Below are 23,693 nucleotides of genomic sequence, written 5' to 3'. Positions count from 1 at the left end.
ATTATATTAGTTCAGTATTTTTTGATAAATTTAATTTATCGATATTTTTATAAACTCGGCACTCGAAAGTGCTCGGTTATCTCTTTGTGATGTCTTTACCGTTAATGTCAATGATCTTAATTTCTTTTTATCCAACTGATGAACAGATATTGTTTTTGGCTCTATCCGTAACTTTTAAATCAGTCTTCTAAAACTGTGGAGAATAAGGGAGTCGAACCCTTGACCTCCTGCGTGCAAGGCAGGCGCTCTAGCCAGCTGAGCTAATTCCCCCTCTAGTTGCTGTTGGCTATTTGCTTCTGGCTTCTGGCATTTTTGCCATAAGCTATAAGCTATTTGCCAGCCGCTTTAATTAGTAGTCTCGGGCAGGCTCGAACTGCCGACCTCTACATTATCAGTGTAGCGCTCTAACCAGCTGAGCTACGAGACTTTATATGAGTTATGGGGATGAGTAAGTAAGTTATACTTTTCCTCTTCTTCATTTCTCAATCTCTTTCCCTATACTAATTTCTAGTGGGTGTTGTATTTTTAATATAACCAACCAAACAAAAAACTAAAGCTTTACTTTGAAGTAAGTGCATGGTACATTTAAGTACCTTTGTTTTTTTATCGTCTTTAGACGCTCTAAAATGAGATGTTCCAGCCGCACCTTCCGGTACGGCTACCTTGTTACGACTTAGCCCTAGTTACCTGTTTTACCCTAGGCAGCTCCTTTTACGGTCACCGACTTCAGGTACCCCAGACTTCCATGGCTTGACGGGCGGTGTGTACAAGGCCCGGGAACGTATTCACCGCGCCATGGCTGATGCGCGATTACTAGCGATTCCAGCTTCATAGAGTCGAGTTGCAGACTCCAATCCGAACTGAGACCAGCTTTCGAGATTTGCATCACGTCACCGTGTAGCTGCCCTCTGTACTGGCCATTGTATTACGTGTGTGGCCCAAGGCGTAAGGGCCGTGATGATTTGACGTCATCCCCACCTTCCTCTCTACTTGCGTAGGCAGTCTCACTAGAGTCCCCAACTTAATGATGGCAACTAGTGACAGGGGTTGCGCTCGTTGCAGGACTTAACCTAACACCTCACGGCACGAGCTGACGACAACCATGCAGCACCTTGAAAAATGTCCGAAGAAAAGTCTATTTCTAAACCTGTCATTTCCCATTTAAGCCTTGGTAAGGTTCCTCGCGTATCATCGAATTAAACCACATAATCCACCGCTTGTGCGGGCCCCCGTCAATTCCTTTGAGTTTCATTCTTGCGAACGTACTCCCCAGGTGGCTAACTTATCACTTTCGCTTAGTCTCTGAATCCGAAAACCCAAAAACGAGTTAGCATCGTTTACGGCGTGGACTACCAGGGTATCTAATCCTGTTCGCTCCCCACGCTTTCGTCCATCAGCGTCAGTTGTTGCTTAGTAACCTGCCTTCGCAATTGGTGTTCTAAGTAATATCTATGCATTTCACCGCTACACTACTTATTCCAGCTACTTCAACAACACTCAAGACCTGCAGTATCAATGGCAGTTTCACAGTTAAGCTGTGAGATTTCACCACTGACTTACAGATCCGCCTACGGACCCTTTAAACCCAATAAATCCGGATAACGCTTGCACCCTCCGTATTACCGCGGCTGCTGGCACGGAGTTAGCCGGTGCTTATTCGTATAGTACCTTCAGCTACCCTCACGAGGGTAGGTTTATCCCTATACAAAAGAAGTTTACAACCCATAGGGCCGTCGTCCTTCACGCGGGATGGCTGGATCAGGCTCTCACCCATTGTCCAATATTCCTCACTGCTGCCTCCCGTAGGAGTCTGGTCCGTGTCTCAGTACCAGTGTGGGGGATCACCCTCTCAGGCCCCCTAAAGATCGTTGACTTGGTGAGCCGTTACCTCACCAACTATCTAATCTTGCGCGTGCCCATCTCTATCCACCGGAGTTTTCAATTTAAAATGATGCCATTCTAAATATTATGGGGTATTAATCTCCCTTTCGAAAGGCTATCCCCCAGATAAAGGCAGGTTGCACACGTGTTCCGCACCCGTACGCCGCTCTCTCATTTCCGAAGAAACAATACCGCTCGGCTTGCATGTGTTAGGCCTCCCGCTAGCGTTCATCCTGAGCCAGGATCAAACTCTCCATTGTATGTTTGTCTGACTCACTCAAAGTTTTTTTACGCTTTAGTTTTTCCTTACTTGGTTGTTATATTGTATGTCAATGATCTTTATATCTTTCGCTTTATAACGAAACACTCTCTTCTGTCAGTGGTGCTCCGTATTTGCGAGTGCAAAAGTAAAACTTTATTTCTTAATGACCAAATGTTTTGAAAGAAAATTTTAAAGTTTTTTAAGTAACCTTAACCCCTCTCCTAAACCTTAATCACCCTACTCCTGCGCTCCCTTTATTTGGGATTGCAAAGATACAAACTCTTTTTAAACTCGCAACTTTTTTTGATAAAAAAATTAAAGTTTTTTGTCTGCCTCTTTTTGAAGTATCATAATGTCTATGCTTATCTAAAAGCTCTCCTGCGCTACCGAACTACTCTCGTTTTTCAGTGGGGCAAAGATAACAACTTATTGCAACGCAAAACAACTTTATTTAACATAAATTTTACACCACCGTAATATTTAACCCTAATACACTGGAACGCAGGGAGAAAAATTTTAAACATTTGTTTGGGATTCCAAGTGGAAGGTTGGAGGGTGGGAGAATTTGAGCGTTTGAGGGTTGGAGCGTGAAAGGGGAATCATGGGTAATGAGTAATGAGTAATGAGTAATGAAAGATACATTCTATTATATATAAGATAAAGGGAAGTTTGGGGGAAAGGTGCAGGGGGAAGCTTTTATAAAACAGGCTCCCTTCGTCTACGCTCAGGATAATAGTGCGTTCTTATGGAATGAGTATTGGGGTAACCACAGATCACACAGATTTGCACAGGTGATGATGTATATTTAGTATAGGGTATTTCATTCGGGGGAAATTCATAATTTATAATTTATAATTCATCATTAACCTCACCCCTAGCCCTGACAGGAATGGGTACCCCGCAGCATGCGTTGGAGAGCAGGTGGATTTGAGAATCGCACAGCCCGGGCGTGAGGAGTATGAATGGATAGCAGGAAATAGCTCCTGAAAAAGATTCGCATTATATACTATATATATGATAAGCCCAGGAAACATGAGCAGTGGAAAGTTTATTAAGAACAACAATGTTGAAAATAGCTCCTTTTTATACTATATATAATAGGTGGGATCAACCCGGATGTCGTAATCAATCGAACAATCTCAATTGTTGATCACGGGTCCCAGTAAAATTGGCCGTTGAGAGTTTTGGAAATTCTTTGCCTTCAAAAAACTTCTTTCTGCCGATCTTAAAGGTTGTATGAATCATTTCAGCGATGTTACCTTCTCCCCTTTGTCTTTCAAAATATCTTTTATCACCAAGCTTCCCACCCCGCATAGAGCGGATAAGATTTAAGACTTTTTGTGCTCTGTCCGGAAAATGGGTTTCTATCCAATTCACAAAAACAGGTTCAACAGTATCATTTAATCTCACCAGGGTATATCCGAATCCTGAAGCACCTGCATCGGAAATCGCTTTTAATATATTCAACGGCTCATCGCTATTGAGTCCGGGAATGACGGGAGCAACCATCACATGTACGGGAATATTGTTTCCGGAGAGAATCTCTACGGCTTTCAATTTATTTTTTGCAGAACTCGTCCTGGGTTCCATCTTTCGTCTCAGTTCTTCGTTGATGGTGGGAATACTTAAAGAAACTGAAACCAGGTTCTGCTCCGCCATGGGTTTTAAAATATCAAGATCTCTTAGTACCATTGCATTTTTTGTCAGAATATTGACAGGATGTCTGTAATCAAGACAAACTTGCAGGAGTTTTCGGGTGATTTCAAATTGCCTTTCGGCGGGCTGGTAGCAGTCTGTATTTCCGGATAGCAGAATTGGGGCTGCTTTATAGCCTCTTTTTTGAAAAAATTTCTCCAGTAATTCGGGAGCGTTTTTCTTTACCATGATCTTTCTTTCAAAGTCAATCCCGGCACTGTATCCCCAATACTCGTGGGTAGGTCTTGCAAAACAGTAAGAGCAGCCATGTTCGCATCCCTGATAAGGATTCATGGAATATTCCATCGGAAGGTCTTCGCTTTTCACCTGATTAACAATTGTTTTGGGAAAAACTTCAGTGAAGGAGGTTTTTACTGTTTCGAAATCTTCATCTTCAGGCTCATAGGTATATCTGTCGAAACGATTAATAACGTTTCGCTGAGCGCCCTGACCTTTTATGAAATTTTCGTTTTGCATTCCTTTGTAAAATTAGAATGGAATTTGTATAAAATAATGAGTTTTAACATTAAAGTTTTCCACAAAAAAATCCAACACTTTCAAAAGCGTTGGATTTAACATAATTAAATATATTTTTTTACTACTTCAGTGCGTAAAATTCCACTCCATGAGTTTCATCTTCTTGATTCTTTTCATCAAAGTGTCTGTGATAATCCGAATAGGAATCACTATATTTTTTATCTTTTTTAGTCAATATTTTCTTGATGCTGATTAAACTTAATACTGCCAAAAGACCAACTCCTCCTGCCAGTAGAACTCCAACTTCTTTTTTCATATTTTCATTGATTTAATATTGTTAGCATTGCAAAAAGTATACCTATTTTATTTTTTTAAATTATAAATTTTGTTAACATTAAACTTTATTTTTAGGAAAATTACAATCCACTATTTTTCTTATATTTAAAGATTGCAATGGTTTAATTATTGTACTTAACAAGAAAAATATTATTATGGAAAATTCAGGGAATTTTGATGCAATGACAACTTTAAGTGAAGTCATGAAAACGCTTTCTGAAAGAGGAATACACAGAGAATTCAGAATGAACGAAAAATGTGAAATGAAGTTTGAAAATTCTGATAAAGTTTATCAGCCTGCAGAACTGGTAATTTTAAAAACATATCGTTTTGAAGGAGACAGCAATCCTGATGACAACGCGGTGCTTTATGTCGTAAAAGATGGTGCCGGAAACCGTGGAATGATTATAGACTCTTACGGGGCGGACAGCAATTATCCCGGTGAAGAGTTTGATAAATTTTTAAGAGATATTCCCATTCTGGAAAGTGACGAATTCAACTTTTAACTGAATCTATACTTATATTAATTTTTTAAACCATTAAGGTTGTTTTAAATTAAAAAAGACATCTGCTTATATGATCATCAATTAATGGGGTCAATCTTAATGGTTTAAGAATTATTCTTCAGATTTTTCCTTCTTCTTGAAAATATTATTCAGAAAGCCTTTCTTTTCTTTTTCTTCTGCTTCCGGTTTGGGAGCTTCTTTTTTATTTTTGATCTCCTGTTTTATTTCTTTTACGGATTGTTTCATTTCTTTCACAGAAGAAACTGCCTCTTTTACCTTTTTTTCTGTCTTTTCTACATTTTTACCAATAAGGGTTTTCTTTAATCCTTGTTCAATTCCTTTCCAGAACAGATTAAAGAAAGATTTTGTTGGATCACGCTCTACATTTTCTACGGTAACAGCCTCGGGGAAATTACCCGAATTTGATTTTAGAAAAACATTGGCAACGGCCGTAAGGAAGCCTTTTTCCTCATGATTATTCTTATTGAGTACGGCAATTTTCAGATCTTTATGTTTAAGATTAAAGGTTCCGTGTAATCCGGCAGGGTTTCCTTTAAAATTAAAGAGCATTTCCTGAATTGTTCCCGCAATAGCTGTCACATGAAGGTAGGGCCTGATAAACGGATTAATACCACTGACTGGAAGATTGGTGGTTTTTCCGGAAATTGCAAAATTATCGTTATTATCAGCAACATCAAAGTTCCAGTTTACGGAAAGTGGTGAGAGGTTCATGAATGAACAATTGATTTTGATGTCTACTTTTGTGGATTTTCCTTTTATTTTAGCAGAATTCAGGTTTCTGACATTCATATTAAAGTTACTGAAGATCAGTTTTCCGGGCCCCATACTTTCTGGAGTATCTTCTTCATATACTAATACTGAGTTTTTAATATCAAGATTATTGATTGTCATCGGAATTTTAATAGAACGCAGCATTTTGGAATACAAAGCTTTTACCTTTGGATCGTCTTTCGGAATTTTGCTTCTGAAAATATTGGCATCTGCCGACTGGATCATGACATGGGAAGCATTTATCATTTTATGATGAGAAAACAGGTCCCAGTTTCCTTCTGCTGTTATTTGCCCGGCTTTTATATCATACAGATCTCTCTCCACAGGAATCATTTTGATAAACTGCGCCCTCGAAACAAGAGGTTTCATTGCAAAATTATTGATCTGAACTTTATTTTTGTTAAGCTTCAGCAGTCCTAAACTCATATTATAGAATTGTGTTTTGTAAGCAAAGTTCCGGGTGGTGAGATAATAATCTTTCACCTTAAAAGATAGTCCCTGCTGATTGGCTTTGGGTGATAACTCAATATTATTTATTGTGGCATTCAAATCATGAAAACTCAATGGCTCTTTTCCGTTATCATAGGTAATATTTGAATTTTTCAAAGACATTTTCCTTACAATAACAGATTGTATAATACCTGGCTCAGAAGTTTTATTTTGCTTCTTCTCCCCTGCTTTGAGCGTTCCGTTTACATTATCAACAAGAACATCTTTGATATCCAGATTGAGTTTTTTATCAACAAATTCCAGCTTATTGATATTAAAAGCAATATGATTTGTTTTTAAATTAACTGTTGTTTTTCCAGCTGGGGAAGAACCTGGTGTCAATACAACGTCCAGAATTTCACCATTTGTAGGCTTCAGGGCAAGACTTCTTATTGCAATATTCTGATGATTAGAATATAGTATATCCCTTCCCGAAAGCAGAAAATCTTTATATCCGATAGGAATGACCTGTTCTGAACTTTCCTTATCAAACTTAAGCTCATTAATATTTAAGTTAAGATTTCCGACAGACAAAAGTGTATTACCATCAGGTTTGTTGACCTGAACTATGGCATTATTTAGTTTTATATTTTTTAAATCAACCTCAAAATTTGATTTTTTTTCATTCTTTTTAGCTTTTATTCCTGTTTTATATACTGTAAAAGCTGGATTTTGAAAATCCGCGTTGGTAAGTGCTACCTTATTTTTAGTTAAAACCACATCTTTGAATTCCATTTTGGGAATGATGCATTCAAATAATTGAGTCTTTTGGGGATAAAACTTTTTAAACTGAGCAAAAGAAAGAAGCGGAGTCAGTCTGAAATTTCCAACTGACATCTGCCTATTACTTGTATTGATACTACTGATAGTAATAGCATACGTTTCATTAGGCCGGAAAAAGAATTTCTCTCCTTTAATGCTGTATCGATCGAAAATTACAGGAAGTTTATTTTCAACAGATTCTTCTGTCATCTGTAAGTTTTCTACAAAAAGATCCAGTTGCTGTACAGACAAAAATTTCTGTTTGGTATGTTTGAAAATGGCAATTTTCCCGTTGCTGATCCTGATATTTTCAAACAAAAACGGGTTTCTCTTTTTTCCTGTTTTACGATCAACAGGTTTTGCGAGAATGACATTCAAATTAGGTTTTGCCAGCAACAGATCAGAGGAGCTTATTCTTTTATTAAAAATAGCATCGTAAATCCCAAAACGGCTTATTTTCAGGGTATCAATAGTTCCCTGCAGTCCAATAACGTCTATGTTTTGAGGATCTTTACTGTTGACAGAAATTCCTGAGGAGAAGATATTTCCTGTTCCTAAATCTACATCCAGGGTTTTGTAGGAAACTTTGTAGTCAGTATTCTTTTTTATATACTCTGGAAGCTGGGTTTTAAGCCATATATTCAGTCCGAAATTCGCAGCCAGAAGAACTCCTGCCAGGATTCCGAAACTTATCAATAGTCTTTTAACCCATTTTCCCATATTTTGTGATTTGGTTTTTATTTTACATCAATCAATTTCTTATTTCAAGATCTATTACATATCCCTCGTGTCCTCTTACATTGATAAAGTTTCCTCCTTCAAATCCCAGGTACTGTCCTTTGATGCCGGAAAGCCTTCCGGTAAATTCAGGTTTTTTATCTAATGTAAATGAAGTAACCTTTTCCGGTTTTTCAAAAGGATAATCGAACATCCATAATTCTTCTCCATCTCTATAGAATTTCTGAAAATCTTCAGGAAAATATTCTCTGATTTTTTGTCTGAAGTCCGCAAGGTCTACTTCCCCTTCAAAATCATCCTGCAGCATTTTTCTCCAATTGGTTTTATCTGCCAGGTGTTCTTTTAAAGCCACTTCTATCATTCCTGCTTCATACCGGTTTTCGGTTCTTGCTATAGGCAATGCAAAAGTTGCTCCCTGATCAATCCATCGTGTTGGAATCTGAGTATTTCTTGTTACTCCTACTTTTACATCTCCGGTATAAGCCAGATAGACGGTGTGCGGCTGAAGCTGAATTTGTTTTTCAACCTCCAGATCTCGTTCGGCAACTCCTAAATGTGCTGTAGAAAGCTCCGGACGGATAATGGTATCACTTGCATAAGGACTTTCAAAAAAGCAGTTTTTGCAGAATCCCATCCTGTAAATAGGCTTGTTTTCCCCACAGTTTACACATTGGAATCCGGTATGCCTGATGCTTAACTCCTTTCCAATCAACTCATTCATATGAACCAGATCTCCTGAAAGATTGAGATAGTATTGGATTGGCTTTGCATCGTAGCTTGTCATCTTTAAAATTTGCCCTTGAAACTGCATATTATATTTATATTACTTTTTTAAGTAAATTTAATGATTATATTTTTCAAAAAGTAAAATTTATATTTTTGTACTCATAAAAAATACAAATGGTTTATCTTGTAACAGGCGGTAGTGGGTTCATCGGATCTCATTTAATTGAACGATTATTAAGAAATGGACATTCTGTCATAAACATTGACAATTTTGATGATTTCTATAATTATCCGGTAAAAATTAAAAATACTTTAGAGTCAATTGGTAAAATTTCGGATTTTGAATACTCAGACAAAGAGACTGATATCCGTCATTTAGTATCACTTGCTCATTCTGACCAATATTCCCTCTATTGGCAGGATATCCGGGATCAGAAAGGTCTTGAAAACATCTTTAAAAACCACCATATCGACATGGTGATTCATCTGGCTGCACTTGCTGGTGTACGTCCTTCCATTGAGCGTCCTTTAGAATATGAGGAAGTCAATGTAAGAGGTACTATGAACCTTTGGGAACTGTGTAAGGATTTTAATATCAAAAAATTTATTTGCGCCTCCTCATCAAGTGTTTATGGAAACAATGAAAAGATTCCTTTTGCAGAAACAGATAATGTAGATAATCCTATTTCTCCTTATGCAGCTACTAAAAAAAGTGGTGAAGTCATAGGACATGTTTACCACAATCTATACCATATAGATATGATCCAGCTTAGGTTCTTCACTGTATATGGGCCAAGACAGAGACCAGATCTCGCAATACACAAGTTTGTAAAGCTTATTTCAAAGGATCAGGAAATTCCATTCTATGGTGATGGAAGTACCGCCAGAGACTATACTTATATAGATGATATTATTGACGGAATTACCAAGTCTATCCTTTACCTGGAAAATAATTCCGGGGTTTATGAGATTCTTAATCTCGGAGAAAACCAGGTGATCACTTTATCCGAGATGGTTTCTACTATAGAAAATGTACTGGGAAAAACTGCCATCAAAAAAATTCTGCCAATGCAGCCGGGAGATGTCACAAAAACAAATGCCGATATTACAAAAGCAAAGGATTTAATAGGGTACAAACCTGCCACAGACTTCCAAAATGGCATAAAAAAATTTGTGGAATGGTTTTTGAGAAAACGACAATAAGTAAATTGCTGACATAGCTGCCATTCAGTTTGTGACAGCCGTTTATAAGAAAAAATTATAAAAAGAATTGAAAATCAAGTATAAAAAAGTTTATTATACAACCTATTTTTATACTTTTGCAAAAAATTAGAAAATTATGTACTGGACATTAGAATTAGCTTCATATCTAAGTGACGCACCTTGGCCAATGACAAAAGCAGAGCTTATTGACTACGCAATCAGAACTGGTGCACCTATGGAGGTAGTAGAAAACCTTCAGGCAATCGAAGACGAAGGAGAGATTTATGAATCTATCGAAGAAGTATGGAGCGACTATCCTACTGACGAAGATTTCCTTTGGAACGAGGACGAATATTAATAAAGCGATAAGCTTTAGGCTGCGTGCTTAGAGCTTTTTTGCCCTTTTTATATATTAATCTACACGATAAGTGTTATTTAAAACGCTTAAAGCATTTTGCATTAAGCATAAAGCAAAAAATTTATGAGTTTTTTAAACAAAGTTCTTAAAGGGTTTTTGGGAGACAAAAAAGCGCAGGACCTAAAAGAAGTAAAAAAAGTTGTAACAAAAATCAAGGCTGTAGAACCTAACATTCAACAATTGTCGGATGATGGTTTGAGACAAAAGACCGCTGAGTTTAAAGAGAATATAAAATCTGCAACCAGCAAGATCACAGCTCAAATAGAACAGATAAAAGAGCAGATAAAAAATTCAACAAATGTTGACGAAAAAGAAGCTCTTTTTTCAAAAATTGAGTCTCTAAAGAAGGAATCATACGAAATTGAAGAGAAAGTTCTTATTCAGGTTCTTCCCGAAGCTTTTGCATTGATCAAAGAAACGGCAAGAAGATGGGCACAGAATGGAGAGATCCGTGTAACGGCAAGTGACTGGGACAGAGAACTGGCTGATGCAGGAAAAGATTTCGTGAGCATTCAGGGAGACACAGCTGTTTGGAAAAACTCATGGGATGCTGCCGGAACTCCAGTAGTTTGGGATATGGTCCACTATGATGTTCAGTTTATCGGAGGGGTTATTCTTCACAGTGGTAAAATTGCCGAGATGGCAACCGGTGAAGGTAAAACTTTGGTAGGAACATTACCTATTTACTTAAATTCACTTCCGGAAAGAGGAGTACACGTTGTAACAGTGAACGACTATCTTGCAAAAAGAGACTCCGCATGGATGGGTCCTCTTTATCAGTTCCATGGAATGTCTATCGACTGTATCGATAACCACCAGCCGAACTCAGACGGAAGAAGAAAAGCATACAACTCAGATATTACTTACGGAACGAACAATGAATTTGGTTTCGATTATCTGAGAGATAACATGGTAACTTCACCTTCAGAATTGGTACAAAGAGAATTGAACTTTGCTATCGTGGATGAAGTTGACTCTGTATTGGTAGATGATGCAAGAACACCATTGATTATTTCCGGTCCGGTTCCTCAGGGAGACAGACAGGAGTTTGATGTTCTTAAACCTTCTATTGACAGAATTGTTGAAGTACAAAAGAAAACCGTTTCTGCTATTTTCAACGAAGCAAAAAAATTAATCGCTGCAGGAAATACAAAAGAAGGTGGATTTAAATTGCTTCAGGCGTACAGAGGTCTTCCAAAAAACAGACAATTAATCAAATTCTTATCGGAAAGCGGAAACAGAGCTTTGCTTCAAAAAGTTGAATCGCAATATATGCAGGACAACAACCGTGACATGCCGATTGTAGATAAAGATCTTTACTTCGTTATCGAGGAGAAAAACAATCAGGTAGACCTTACTGATAAAGGGGTTGAGTATATGTCTCAAGGAAACTCTGACAATAACTTCTTCGTTCTTCCTGATATCGGGACTGAAATTGCTGAAGTAGAAGCTAAAAACCTTTCTAAAGAAGAGGAGTTTGAAGCGAAAGAAAGACTATTTGCGGACTTTGCTGAAAAGTCTGAGCGTGTTCACACAATGAGCCAGCTATTGAAAGCATATACATTATTCGAAAAAGATGACGAGTATGTGGTGATTGATGGTGAAGTAAAAATTGTTGATGAGCAGACAGGGCGTATCATGGAGGGTCGTCGTTATTCAGACGGTCTTCACCAGGCAATTGAAGCGAAAGAGAATGTAAAAATTGAGGCAGCTACTCAAACTTTTGCAACAATCACGCTTCAGAATTATTTCCGTATGTACAATAAACTTGCGGGGATGACTGGTACAGCTGAAACTGAGGCTGGTGAACTTTGGGAAATCTACAAACTAGATGTAGTGGTTATCCCAACAAACCGTCCAATTCTAAGAAATGACAAACAGGATTTAGTTTTCAAAACTAACAGAGAAAAATATAATGCTGTAATTGAAGAAGTAGAAAAATTAACAGAGGCAAAAAGACCTGTACTTGTAGGGACAACTTCTGTTGAAATTTCACAATTGCTTTCAAAAGCACTTCAGTTAAGAAAAATTCCTCACCAGGTATTGAATGCGAAGCTTCACAAGAAAGAAGCTGAGATCGTGGCAGGAGCAGGACAGCCGGGAGTTGTAACTATTGCAACGAACATGGCAGGTCGTGGTACGGATATTAAGCTTTCAAAAGAAGTAAAAGAAGCTGGAGGTTTAGCTATTATCGGTACTGAAAGACACGATTCAAGACGTGTTGACAGACAGTTAAGAGGTAGAGCAGGACGTCAGGGAGATCCGGGAAGTTCGCAGTTCTATGTATCTCTTGAAGATAACCTTATGCGTTTGTTCGGTTCTGAGAGAATCGCTAAAATGATGGACAGAATGGGTCATAAAGAAGGTGAAGTAATTCAGCATTCTATGATCAGCAAATCTATTGAAAGAGCGCAGAAGAAAGTAGAAGAAAACAACTTCGGAACAAGAAAGAGACTTCTTGAGTATGATGACGTAATGAACAAACAACGTGACGTAATCTACAAGAGAAGAAAGAATGCTTTATTCGGAGACCACCTGAAGTATGACATTACGAATATGATTTTCGATGTTTCCAATTCTATCGTTGCGAAAGGAAAAGCTTCAGGAAGTTATAAAGATTTTGAATACGAAATCATTAAAACATTTACAATGGAATCTCCGGTTTCCCAAGATGATTTTAATAATAAAAATGTTCAGGATCTGACGAATATCTTATTCAACGCAGCTCAGGAAGATTACAGAATGAAACTGAATCTATTGAAAGAAAAATCATTCCCAATCATTGAGAATGTATACCAAAATCAAGGTTCAATGTTCAAAATGATCCAGGTTCCTTTCACAGACGGACACAAAACAATGACTATTGTTGCTGATCTTAAAGAAGCTTACGATACACATTGTGAAAGTTTAGTGAACGATTTCGAAAAGAACATCACTTTATCTATCATTGATGAAAACTGGAAACTTCACCTTCGTGAGATGGATGATTTAAGAAGATCTTCACAAGGAGCTGTTTACGAGCAGAAAGATCCATTGGTAATCTATAAGCAGGAATCTTTCCACTTATTCAGCGAAATGATCGACAAACTAAACAAAGAAATTATTTCTTTCTTATACAAAGGAGAAATTCCAGCTTAAGAAAAATTTAATAATATCATCTAAAAACCGCTATGGCATTGGTCATAGCGGTTTTTTGTTATTCAGTATGTAATAATTTTATGATAAATATCAATCTTATTATTTATTTAGAACAGTTAAAAATAATATATTTGCAAAAAATTTGACTTTCATGAAAAATGTACTGATCTGTGCTTCCGCTCTGGGAACAATGCTGGTTTCTGCCCAAAAAAAAGATTCATTAGCCACTAAAAGCATTGATGAAGTAATTATCAATACATACGTCAAGAAAGACAGTGAATACTCCAATAAGATGCCTTTGAAGGCAATAGAGGATCCACAGGTATATTCTTCTATTGACAAAGGAGTATTGGAAAATCAATTGTTATTCACCGTAGATGATGCTTTCAGAAATGTGGCAGGTGCACAGAAAATGTGGAGTGCAACAAACAGAGCCGGAGATGGAGGTATTTATCTTAATTTAAGAGGTTTTGTGGCCGGAAACTCTATCAGAAATGGTATGGTAGCTCCTATTACAACTTCTATGGACGCTATCAATGTGGAGAGAATTGAAGTGTTAAAAGGACCTTCTGCCACATTATTTGGTAGTAACGTGACATCTTATGGAGGTGTTATCAACAGAGTTACCAAAAAACCATTTGAAACTTTTGCAGGCGCCGTTTCTCTGGCAGGAGGAAGCTATAACTATTACAGAGTACAGGCAGATGTAAATGCTCCCCTTACAAAAGATAAAAAATTATTATTCAGATTAAATACAGCTTATACAAACCAGGGAACCTTCCAGAGAACCAATGCAAAGAATTCTTTCTATGCATTTACCCCATCCATTACTTACCGTCCTACGGATAATTTAGAGATCAATGCGGAACTGGAAATGTTTGAAACCAATTCATATCCTGAAACAGCTTTCTTCTTTTATGTTCCGAGTGCGCAGCTTGGTGCAGACAGCATGGATAAACTGGAAAAACTTGGTTATGACTATAAGCAATCTTACACAGGAGAAGGGCTTAAAACTGTTGGTAAAGCAAGAAACTTCTTTGGACAGGTTAACTATAAAATTAATGAGCACATTAAATCCTCTACCAATGTAAGCACTTCATATTCTTACTCAGATGGATTTAACCCATACTTCTATTTTGCTCCGAAAGGAATGGTAACAGGAGTTCCTACAGATACAGAATTGGGAATTGTAAGAGCTGACCAGTCAACTAAAGACAGTAAAAGAACTTATTTCCAGGTTCAGCAGAACTTTAATTTTGATTTCAACATCGGAAGCGTGAGAAACAGAACTGTAGCGGGTTTCGATTATATGAGATTGAATGACAATCAATACTTTATGTTTACCAATTTTGACTGGGTTCCTTTCACAGGTACAGACTATTCTAATATGAATGGACAGACATTGGGGGCAATGTATGATAATCTGAGAAATCAGCCTGATTTTGAGAAAAACAACGCCTATATAAGCAGCGGTAAGAAAGATACCTATAGTGGATATATTTCCAATGTAATTACTCCCGTAACCGGTCTTAATATTCTTACTTCAGTACGATACGAAAGTGTAAATTTTAAAGGAGGACAAACCGGACAGAAACTTACTGATTCATACAGCCAGGGAGCATGGTCACCAAAATTTGGTATCGTTTATCAAATACTCCCTGAGAAATTATCCGTATTCGGAAACTATCAGAACAGTTTTTCAGTAAATGGATATTATACTTCAGATAAGACAGGAAATGTAGCACTTTCAACTCCTGAAAGAGCCAATCAATTTGAAGGAGGTTTCAAAACAAATCTTATCAAAGGAAGAGTTACTACAACTTTAAGCTACTATAATATTCAGGTAAAAAATACGCTCCTAAATACTGGTGAAATGACGGGAACAGGACAGGCTGTACAAAACCAGGCTGGATTATTAAGAAGCCAAGGAGTAGAATTGGAAGCAAATGCTTATCTGATCAAAGGGTTCTCTGTAATCGCCGGAGTAAGCTACAACGATATGAAATATACAGAAGCTGATGAAACGGTTATCGGAAGAAGACCCGCTACAGCATCATCTCCATGGTTGGTTAATTTCAATGCAAGTTATCAGTTCTTAGACGGAAAATTAAAAGGTCTTGGATTCGGAGTTGGAGGAAACTATGCGAGTGATAACAAGATTGTGAACTCTACAACCATGGGTACATTCATCCTTCCAAAATATCTGGTACTGAATGCTAACGCGTTTTATGATACTAAAAAATTCAGAATTGGTGTAAAGGTAGACAACTTTACCAACGAACATTACTGGAGCGGGTATACAACTGCCAATGCTCAGGTACTAGCTAACGTATTAGGAAGCTTCACTTATAAATTTTAAACTGTTAGAGTAAAATTACTCTCCTTATAAACAATGAAAAGAATAACAATAGGAGCTGCATTATTAACATCTATGTTAAGCTTTGCACAGGAAAAAAAAGACACCATCAAATCCAACGATATTGAAGAAGTAGTTGTAAGCGGAAGATATTATCAGAAGTACAAACTGAATGAGGTTTCAGGTTCATTAAGAATCCAGACGCCTATTCTTGAGCTTCCTCAAAATGTACAGTCTGTAAGTTCTCAGGTTCTTGCTGATCAACTTACATTGAACATGTCTGAAGGAATTGTCCGTAACGTAAGTGGGGCAAGAAAAGTGGAGCACTGGGATAATGTATACTCCAATGTTTTCATGAGAGGTGCTAGTATTTCCACTTTTATGAACGGAATGAATGTTTCTTCTACCTGGGGGCCAATCAATCCTGATGCCTCTATCATAGACAGAATAGAGTTTGTAAAAGGTCCAGCCGGATTTATGGGTTCTATGGGAGATCCTGCCGGGTTTTATAATGTTGTAACTAAAAAGCCTACCGGAAAGTTTGCCAACAGTGTACGTTTCACTACGGGAAGTTATAACCTTTTCAGAGGAGAAGCTGATCTGGATGGAGTACTTGTAAAAGACGGTGTTTTAGACTACCGTATTAATTTAATGGGTAGCTCTAATAATTCATGGGTTGAAAATGATAAAACAAGCAAAATTATTGTTGCTCCTTCCATTACTTTCAGACCTACAAAGACCACTACATTCACCGCTCAATACAACTATCAGTATTTAAAATTCAACCAACCCGGAGCTTATCTCATGTCTAACGATGGATATGCTTCTCTGAACGTACATACCAACTTTAATGATCCTAATTTCAAGAAAACAGAAGTAAAAGATCAGAGTTTATTCTTAAGCTTAGACCAGAAACTGTTCAAAGACTGGGTTTGGAGTACACAGTATGCTTATATGGACCTGAATTATGATGGAGGTTCATGGTGGGGAACTTTTGATCCAGCCAATAAAAATGTTTTAAACAGAACATTAAGCAACTGGCAGGCAAAAGGAAAAAATCATATTTTCCAGACGTATGTAAGAGGAAAGCTTAATACAGGAAATATTGTTCATAAAATAATTGCAGGATTTGATTACGGAGACAGAAAATACAAGGCAGATTTTTCATCTTTTACAGGAGGACCTTTTCCAATTGACATTTATAATGTGAATTATGGAGTGGATCCTTCGGAACTTCCTTCTTCTGATTTTTATAGATTAAACAAATCTGCTCCTTTTTATAATGATCAGGGAGTAAAATATACTTCTTATTACGCTCAGGATCAGATTGAAATGTTTAACAATAAGTTAAGATTAACATTAGCAGGAAGATATACAAGTGGAAAAACCTATTCTGCATATCCTAATCTAAGCCCTGGCACTCCTATAGTACCAGATAAAGCAGGTGAATTTACACCAAGAGTAGGAATAAGTTATTCTATTAATGAAAACTTCTCAGCCTACGGTATCTATGACAAAACTTTTGTTCCACAATCCGGAACTGGAATCAATCAAACATTGATTACAGATCCTTTCAGAGGACAGAATATTGAATTCGGATTAAAGAAAGACTGGTTCGGAGGAAAATGGAATTCTACTTTTGCGGTTTATGAGATCAGAAGACAGAATATTCTTGTATCAGGAAATGCAAATGAAAACAATGGCGTTGCATTTCAGGTTGCTACAGGCGAGCAAAGAGCAAGAGGTTTTGAAACTGATATCAAAGGAGAGATCATCAAAGGGCTGAACCTTATTATCAACTATGCTTATACAGATGCAAAGACCATCAAAGACACAGATCCTACAAGAATTGGAATCCAGTCTCCGGGGAATGCAAAAAATGTACAAAATACCTGGGTAAACTATAGATTCGAAAATGGTCTTATGAGAGGGTTCGGAATTTCAGCAGGGTATCAGTATCAGGGAGGAAGACAATCCTGGTTTGGAGTAAATGCCGCGAAAGATCAAAGCCTTCCGGATTATTTTGATACCAACTTCGGGGTTTCTTATGTTGCTAAAAAATTCGATGTCAATCTAATGTTGAATAATGTCCTTAACAAAAAGCTTTACAGCGGTTACAGAGGAGATACCGGCGAATATGCCTGGATTTACAATGCTCCACGTAACTGGAGATTATCAATAGGATATAAATTTTAAAAATCAAAGGTTAGCCCCTCACGGGGTTAACTTTTTGCTATGAGAAAAAAGCATCATCATAAAAAGAAAACTCCTTCAAAAAAACGGTCTGCCAAACTGCATTTGTGGTTTGGTCTATCCGTTGGCATCATTGTATTTATCGTCTCTCTTTCAGGGACTTTATATGTTTTTAAGGATGAAATACAGAACAGCTTACGCAAAGAAGCCATTTATCTGAACAAAGAGGATATCGGCGAAAAGCCTTTACCAATTAACCTTCTTCGTGAAAAAGTATCTCTGGAACTTAATGAAAAGTATCCGATAAGCGCTGTAGAAATTCCTTTGGACAAAACAAAATCCTATCAGTTTGAATACTATGACAAAAGCAAAAAAGGATGGAACTATTTTCAGCAGGTGCGCATCAATAAGCTGGCTTATGTCAATCAGTATACCGGAGAAATCCTTGCGGTATATAATGAAAAATATGATGTATTCAATATTCTGAAATATATCCACTGGGGGCTTCTGCTCAATTCAGAATGGGGGCCATACACTGTAGGAATCCCAACTGTTCTTTTTATTATCATGCTGATTACAGGAATTATTTTATGGTGGCCTAAAAATAAAAATGCCAGAAAAGGACGTTTTTGGTTCAATTGGGAAAATGTAAAAAACTGGAAGCGTAAAAACTATGATCTTCATAATATCCTTGGTTTTTATGCATCATTTATTGCCCTGCTTTTAAGTGTTACAGGGCTTTATTTTGCTTATCCTTATGTAAAAAACACTTTTACTTTTGCATTATCCGGCTCATGGGAACTTCCAAAAGAAAAAGAAAGAAAATCACCGGACTCCCTTACGGTTAAGAATGAAGCTGTTTTTGATCTGGCTGCGGCACAGACAGAAAAACTGTATGCAAAATCATCCAGCTTCAGAATTACTCTGAACGGAAAGAATAAAAAAGGAAAAGAACTGAAAAACCTTCCGGTAACCGTTTACGGACTGGATGGAAGATATAGTGAAAGAAATATCCTGACATTTGACAAATACTCCGGAAAACTACTGGCCAACAAACCTCATCACAAGCTCAATACTGCCGAGAAATATTCCAACGCCAATTATGATATCCATACCGGATCCTATTTCGGAATCATTGGAAAAATCATTTGGTTTATTGCCGGCCTCACATGTACATCACTCCCTGTAACCGGATTCCTGGTTTGGTGGGGAAAAAGAAAGAAAAAAGGAAAGAAAATATAATGAAAAAAGCGCTTTTATCAGCTGCCTGCTTAGGAACTACTACCGTTTTTGCTCAGGTAAAGGATACTCTACAAACTAAAAATGTAGACGAGGTTGTAATGACCGCCTCCAGAAAAAAGGAAAATATAAAGGAGGTTCCAAGCTCTATTACAGTTGTAGGAGAAAAACAAATTCAGTCTCAGCTGACTGTTAACTCAGATATTACAAGCATCCTGCAGTATACCGTTCCCAGTTTAGGAACAAATTCCGGGCAGACTTCCAACACAGGGCAGACGTTAAGAGGGCGTCAGGTTTTGGTTTTGATTGATGGGATTCCACAGTCTACCCCACTTCGTAACGGAGCAAGAGACTTAAGGACTATAGACCCTTCTGCAATCGAAAGAATTGAAGTCATCAAAGGAGCTTCGTCCATCTATGGTAACGGAGCAGATGGAGGGATCATCAATTATATTACGAAAAGAAACAAAACAGATAAAAAAATTTCTGGGGTTTCACAGATCGGTCTTACAGGACAGCCTTACGGTGGCACTTTAGGAGTAAGAGCCAGCCAGCTTTTATCCGGAAAAATCAATAAATTTGACTATACCCTTTCATTAGCCTACGAAAGAACGGGATATACAAAAGATGGAGATGGCATTTTGATCAGCCCTACTTACAGCATTGCCAAGATGGACAACTACAATGGATTGCTGAAAATAGGATATGATATCAATGAGAATCAAAGAATTGAAGCTTCTTATATTGGTTATTCTTCAAAATCAGACCTGAATGTAGGATTGAAAACAGGAAAATACGGCATCACGCCTACCATTGGTGAAGGAATAGGAAAAGGGTTGGAAACCACACCTCAGGGAACTCCGAAAAACCACAATATCAGAGTGAGCTATGATAATAAGAATCTGTTTGCAGGAACTTCTTTAAATATTAATCTTTATTATCAGGATTTTAAAACCGTTTACGGATATAGTGACACATTCTTCAATGGTGGGCAATCCAATGTTATTTCCCATAAAAAGGGGGCAAGAATCAACCTGGATACCCAACTATGGAATTCTCCGAATTCACAGGGAGAAATCATCTACGGAGCTGATATTCTGAATGATGAAACCGTACAAAAACTGGAAGACGGACGTTTCTGGACCCCTAATATGAGCATGACCAATATCGCTCCTTTCGTATTGGCAAAAATTGATCTTTTCAAAAAATTTACCATCAAAGGAGGTCTTCGTTACGAAAACATCAAAGTGAATGTAGATGATTTCAACACGCTTTCTACCCTTAAAAGTGACGGAACTTTCACCAAAAGCATTCCTGTAGCCGGCGGAAAACTGAGCTATAATGCGTTGGTAGGAAATATCGGAGTACGTTATAATATTGAACCTTATATCAACCTTTTCGGAAGTTTTTCTCAAGCCTACTCCATCAATGAGTTAGGCAGAATTTTGAGAACCTCAACTTCTGAAACGATTAATAGCCTGGAAACGAAACCAATTATTGTTAACAATTATGAATTGGGGGCGACAGGACAGCTTTCCAGCTGGCTGAATTATGAACTTACGTCTTATGTGAGTACATCCAAACTAGGAGCATCATTTGTACAGAGCCCGGACAGAGCGCTGATGATTCAGAGATCTCCCGAAATTGTATACGGAGTGGAAGGATTTTTACACTTCACTCCTACAAAATGGATTCAGTTTGGAGGAAGCTACAGCTGGATGGAAGGCATTACTTCTGTAAAAGATGATGGTGATTATTCAGCAAAAATCAATAACAGCAGAATTTCTGCTCCTAAAGTTCTGGCTTATGTACAGGCAAGACCTGTTCCGGCATTATCAGTTGGTTTAGATATGCTTCATTCTTTCCAGCAAAACAGATTCGAGCCTAATGCAAAAACAGGATTATATGCCTATGGAGAAGGATATGTTCCTGAGTATACCGTTTTCAATTTCAAATCAAGCTATGAGGTTAACAACAACTGGAGGGTATCATTAGGAATTGAAAACCTTTTCAATAAAGTATATCAGCCTGCCATTTCATGGTGGACAGCAAGAGACAGTGACTTTACGAATGCTCTTGGATTGAGAGGGACATTTATGATTGAATACAAATTTTAATTAAACTAAATAAAAAGTAAAGCATATCTTTGCTTTACTTTTTACTGCTATATGAAGAAAAATCATCATCATAAAAAGAAACCGGGATTCTTTAAGAAATGGTCTGCCAAACTTCACCTTTGGTTCGGATTGGGAATAGGTTTTCTGATCTTTATTATCTCTATCACCGGAGCCTTGTACGTTTTTAAGGACGAAGTGGAAAACATCACCCGAAAAGATGTTATCTATCATCAGGAGCAAAATATAGAACAGAAACAGGTACTTCCTATCAGAGTAATGGAAAAAGCTGTTGCAGAACAGGTCAAGGAAAAATATCCGATTCACTGGGTAAATGTTCCTATTGACAAAAAGATGTCCTATATGTTCTTCTGGTACGAACATAATACGGATGCCTGGAATTATTTTGATGAATTTCCTATCTATAAACAAGCTTATGTAAACCCATACACCGGGAAAGTACTAAGAGTTTATGATGAAAAAAACGGTTTCTTCAATATCGTAAAAATGATCCACTGGAGCTACCTTTTAAAACAGGATTGGGGAACTTATGTGGTAGGTATTCCCGTTATTATTTTTATCATTATGCTGATCTCCGGGATCATTCTATGGTGGCCTAAGAACAAAGCAGCAAGAAAACAGCGTTTTGCCTTCAAATGGAAAAACATTAAAAGCTGGAAGCGTAAGAACTATGACCTTCATAATGTGCTGGGTTTTTATGCATCTATTTTTGCTTTGATCTTCTCCATTACAGGTCTTTTCTATGCATTTTTTGTCGTTCAGGCGATGATCTATGTCATCTTTTCAGGAGGAGAAACAAAGTACCCGGACTTTTCCCATATCAAGACAAAGGCTCCTATTGAGCTGAGAACAGAAGGTACATTGGATAAAATCATTAATACAGTACAGACAAAATATCCTGATTCCTATGGTTTTGCTATAGATTTAGGCCACCCACATATGGATGATCACGAGCATCCCAACTTTGAGGTCTATGTGAAACATCTTTCTTATTCTTATCATAAAAGCAGCAGCTTAATCTTTGATGAAAACTCTGGAGAATTGCTGCACACTCATGATCCGAAGGACAAAAATTTTGGAGAAAAAGCGGTGAGTGCCAATTATGACATCCACGTAGGTGCTATTTTGGGCCTTCCTACTAAGATTATTGCCTTTATCGTAAGTCTTATCTGTGCTTCTCTTCCGGTTACCGGATTTATGATCTGGTGGGGTAGAAAAAAGAAAAAAACCGTTAAAAACAGCTTAACATATTAAATAAAATCCAGTTAATAATCCATTAATACAATCTTTTTTATAATTTTAGCCCCTAGAATTTAATAATAGAAATGTCATTAATAGATTTATCAAAACAAGTTGCCCTTGGAGTTGACATCGGCGGAACCAATACTAAATTCGGAATCGTAAACCACCGTGGAGAAGTTCTGGATAAAGGAAATCTGAGAACCGATGCTTATGACAAAGTTGAGGATTTCATCGATGCGTTATATGAAAGTGTTCGTCCAATGATGGAAAAATATGGTACTGAAGCACACTTTGACGGAATCGGAGTAGGAGCTCCTAATGCAAACTACTATAAAGGAACCATAGAATTAGCTCCAAACCTTCCATGGAAAGGGGTAATTCCTTTTGCTGAGCTTATGAAAGCAAAATTCGGCCTTCCTTGTACAGTGACCAATGATGCCAATGCTGCAGCCCTGGGGGAAATGCTTTTCGGAGCAGCCAGAGGAATGAAAGATTTCATCATGATTACGTTGGGAACAGGAGTAGGAAGTGGAATTATCGCCAACGGAAGTTTAATCTATGGGCACGATGGGTTTGCCGGAGAGTTGGGTCACACCATTGTAAAGCCAGGCGGAAGAAAACATTGGAGCACAGGATCTGAAGGAAGTCTGGAAGCTTATGCTTCTGCAACCGGTATTACCATTACAGCAAAGAAAATGAGAGCTGAGTTCCCGGAATCTATGCTGAACCAGTATCCTGAAGATGAAATCAATTCTAAAACAGTATATGAATGTGCTATCAAAGAAGACCCAATTGCTATTGAAGTTTTCAGATATACAGGACAGAAGCTGGGTGAGGCAATAGCCAATTTTGTAATGTTCTCTTCCCCTGAAGCTATTCTTCTATTTGGAGGAGTGATCAAAGCGGGAGACTTTATCTTAAAGCCAGCTAAGCTTCATATGGAAAGAAACCTTCTTCCGATTTTCAGAAATAAAGTAAAACTGGTATTCAGTGAACTTGACGAAGCAGATGCTGCCATTCTTGGCGCAAGTGCTTTGGTTTGGGAAAAATAACTGAAATCTTTTTTAATAATATAGAGCATCCTTCTTAGGGTGCTTTTTTTGTG

The 23,693-nt window shown here is 37.6% G+C and carries 14 protein-coding genes, 2 tRNA genes and 1 rRNA gene; 10 read left to right on the top strand and 7 right to left on the bottom strand.

Features of this window, described 5'->3' with window-relative positions; genetic code table 11:
- Positions 1 to 196: 196 nt before the first annotated feature.
- From ACPF63_RS22315 to ACPF63_RS22295, 5 genes are all read right to left on the bottom strand, one after another.
- A tRNA-Ala gene (locus ACPF63_RS22315) sits at positions 197 to 270 on the bottom strand.
- A gap of 83 nt (positions 271 to 353) precedes the next feature.
- Positions 354 to 427 (bottom strand) — tRNA-Ile (locus tag ACPF63_RS22310).
- 197 nt (positions 428 to 624) lie between these two features.
- Positions 625 to 2,141: ribosomal RNA gene (locus ACPF63_RS22305) — 16S ribosomal RNA — on the bottom strand.
- 1,127 nt (positions 2,142 to 3,268) lie between these two features.
- Complete coding sequence (locus ACPF63_RS22300; protein ID WP_426481369.1) at positions 3,269 to 4,315, bottom strand: PA0069 family radical SAM protein; 1,047 nt, start codon at positions 4,313 to 4,315, stop codon at positions 3,269 to 3,271.
- A 121-nt stretch (positions 4,316 to 4,436) separates the two neighbouring features.
- Positions 4,437 to 4,631 carry a hypothetical protein gene (locus tag ACPF63_RS22295; RefSeq protein WP_047379954.1) on the bottom strand — a complete coding sequence of 65 codons (195 nt, stop codon included), beginning with the start codon at positions 4,629 to 4,631 and terminating at the stop codon, positions 4,437 to 4,439.
- 175 nt (positions 4,632 to 4,806) lie between these two features.
- Here ACPF63_RS22295 and ACPF63_RS22290 point away from each other — a divergent pair, with 175 nt between their 5' ends.
- Positions 4,807 to 5,157: a hypothetical protein gene (locus ACPF63_RS22290; RefSeq protein WP_047379955.1), complete on the top strand. Its 351-nt coding sequence runs from the start codon at positions 4,807 to 4,809 to the stop codon at positions 5,155 to 5,157.
- A 111-nt stretch (positions 5,158 to 5,268) separates the two neighbouring features.
- Here the strand turns inward: ACPF63_RS22290 and ACPF63_RS22285 are convergent, their stop codons facing one another.
- A complete protein-coding gene (locus ACPF63_RS22285) occupies positions 5,269 to 7,920 on the bottom strand; it encodes a hypothetical protein (protein WP_426481368.1) in 2,652 nt (883 codons plus the stop codon).
- Between the two features lie 31 nt (positions 7,921 to 7,951).
- Entirely contained in the window at positions 7,952 to 8,749 is a 798-nt protein-coding gene (locus tag ACPF63_RS22280; protein ID WP_426481367.1) for a DUF2797 domain-containing protein, read from the bottom strand.
- Between the two features lie 89 nt (positions 8,750 to 8,838).
- Here ACPF63_RS22280 and ACPF63_RS22275 point away from each other — a divergent pair, with 89 nt between their 5' ends.
- From ACPF63_RS22275 to ACPF63_RS22235, 9 genes are all read left to right on the top strand, one after another.
- Positions 8,839 to 9,867, top strand: coding sequence for a GDP-mannose 4,6-dehydratase (locus tag ACPF63_RS22275; RefSeq protein WP_426481366.1), 1,029 nt, complete (start codon positions 8,839 to 8,841; stop codon positions 9,865 to 9,867).
- A 136-nt stretch (positions 9,868 to 10,003) separates the two neighbouring features.
- Complete coding sequence (locus ACPF63_RS22270; RefSeq protein ID WP_002662059.1) at positions 10,004 to 10,225, top strand: DUF2795 domain-containing protein; 222 nt, start codon at positions 10,004 to 10,006, stop codon at positions 10,223 to 10,225.
- A 123-nt stretch (positions 10,226 to 10,348) separates the two neighbouring features.
- Entirely contained in the window at positions 10,349 to 13,423 is a 3,075-nt protein-coding gene (secA, locus tag ACPF63_RS22265) for a preprotein translocase subunit SecA (protein WP_426481365.1), read from the top strand.
- 151 nt (positions 13,424 to 13,574) lie between these two features.
- A complete protein-coding gene (locus ACPF63_RS22260) occupies positions 13,575 to 15,782 on the top strand; it encodes a TonB-dependent siderophore receptor (protein WP_426481364.1) in 2,208 nt (735 codons plus the stop codon).
- Between the two features lie 33 nt (positions 15,783 to 15,815).
- Positions 15,816 to 17,975, top strand: coding sequence for a TonB-dependent siderophore receptor (locus tag ACPF63_RS22255; RefSeq protein ID WP_426481363.1), 2,160 nt, complete (start codon positions 15,816 to 15,818; stop codon positions 17,973 to 17,975).
- A 39-nt stretch (positions 17,976 to 18,014) separates the two neighbouring features.
- Complete coding sequence (locus ACPF63_RS22250) at positions 18,015 to 19,214, top strand: PepSY-associated TM helix domain-containing protein (RefSeq protein ID WP_426481362.1); 1,200 nt, start codon at positions 18,015 to 18,017, stop codon at positions 19,212 to 19,214.
- Positions 19,214 to 21,328, top strand: coding sequence for a TonB-dependent receptor (locus tag ACPF63_RS22245; RefSeq protein WP_426481361.1), 2,115 nt, complete (start codon positions 19,214 to 19,216; stop codon positions 21,326 to 21,328). Before ACPF63_RS22250 ends, ACPF63_RS22245 begins: the two co-directional genes overlap by 1 nt.
- A gap of 51 nt (positions 21,329 to 21,379) precedes the next feature.
- Positions 21,380 to 22,600 (top strand): PepSY-associated TM helix domain-containing protein, encoded by a 1,221-nt coding sequence (locus ACPF63_RS22240; RefSeq protein ID WP_426481360.1) that lies wholly within the window; start codon positions 21,380 to 21,382, stop codon positions 22,598 to 22,600.
- A 71-nt stretch (positions 22,601 to 22,671) separates the two neighbouring features.
- Complete coding sequence (locus tag ACPF63_RS22235) at positions 22,672 to 23,640, top strand: ROK family protein (RefSeq protein ID WP_426481359.1); 969 nt, start codon at positions 22,672 to 22,674, stop codon at positions 23,638 to 23,640.
- The last annotated feature ends 53 nt before the right edge of the window (positions 23,641 to 23,693 follow it).

The organism is Chryseobacterium sp. R2ACT005 (genome assembly GCF_049949215.1).
In the GTDB taxonomy this organism is placed as follows: domain Bacteria; phylum Bacteroidota; class Bacteroidia; order Flavobacteriales; family Weeksellaceae; genus Chryseobacterium.
This window is presented reverse-complemented; position numbering and strand designations above follow the sequence as displayed.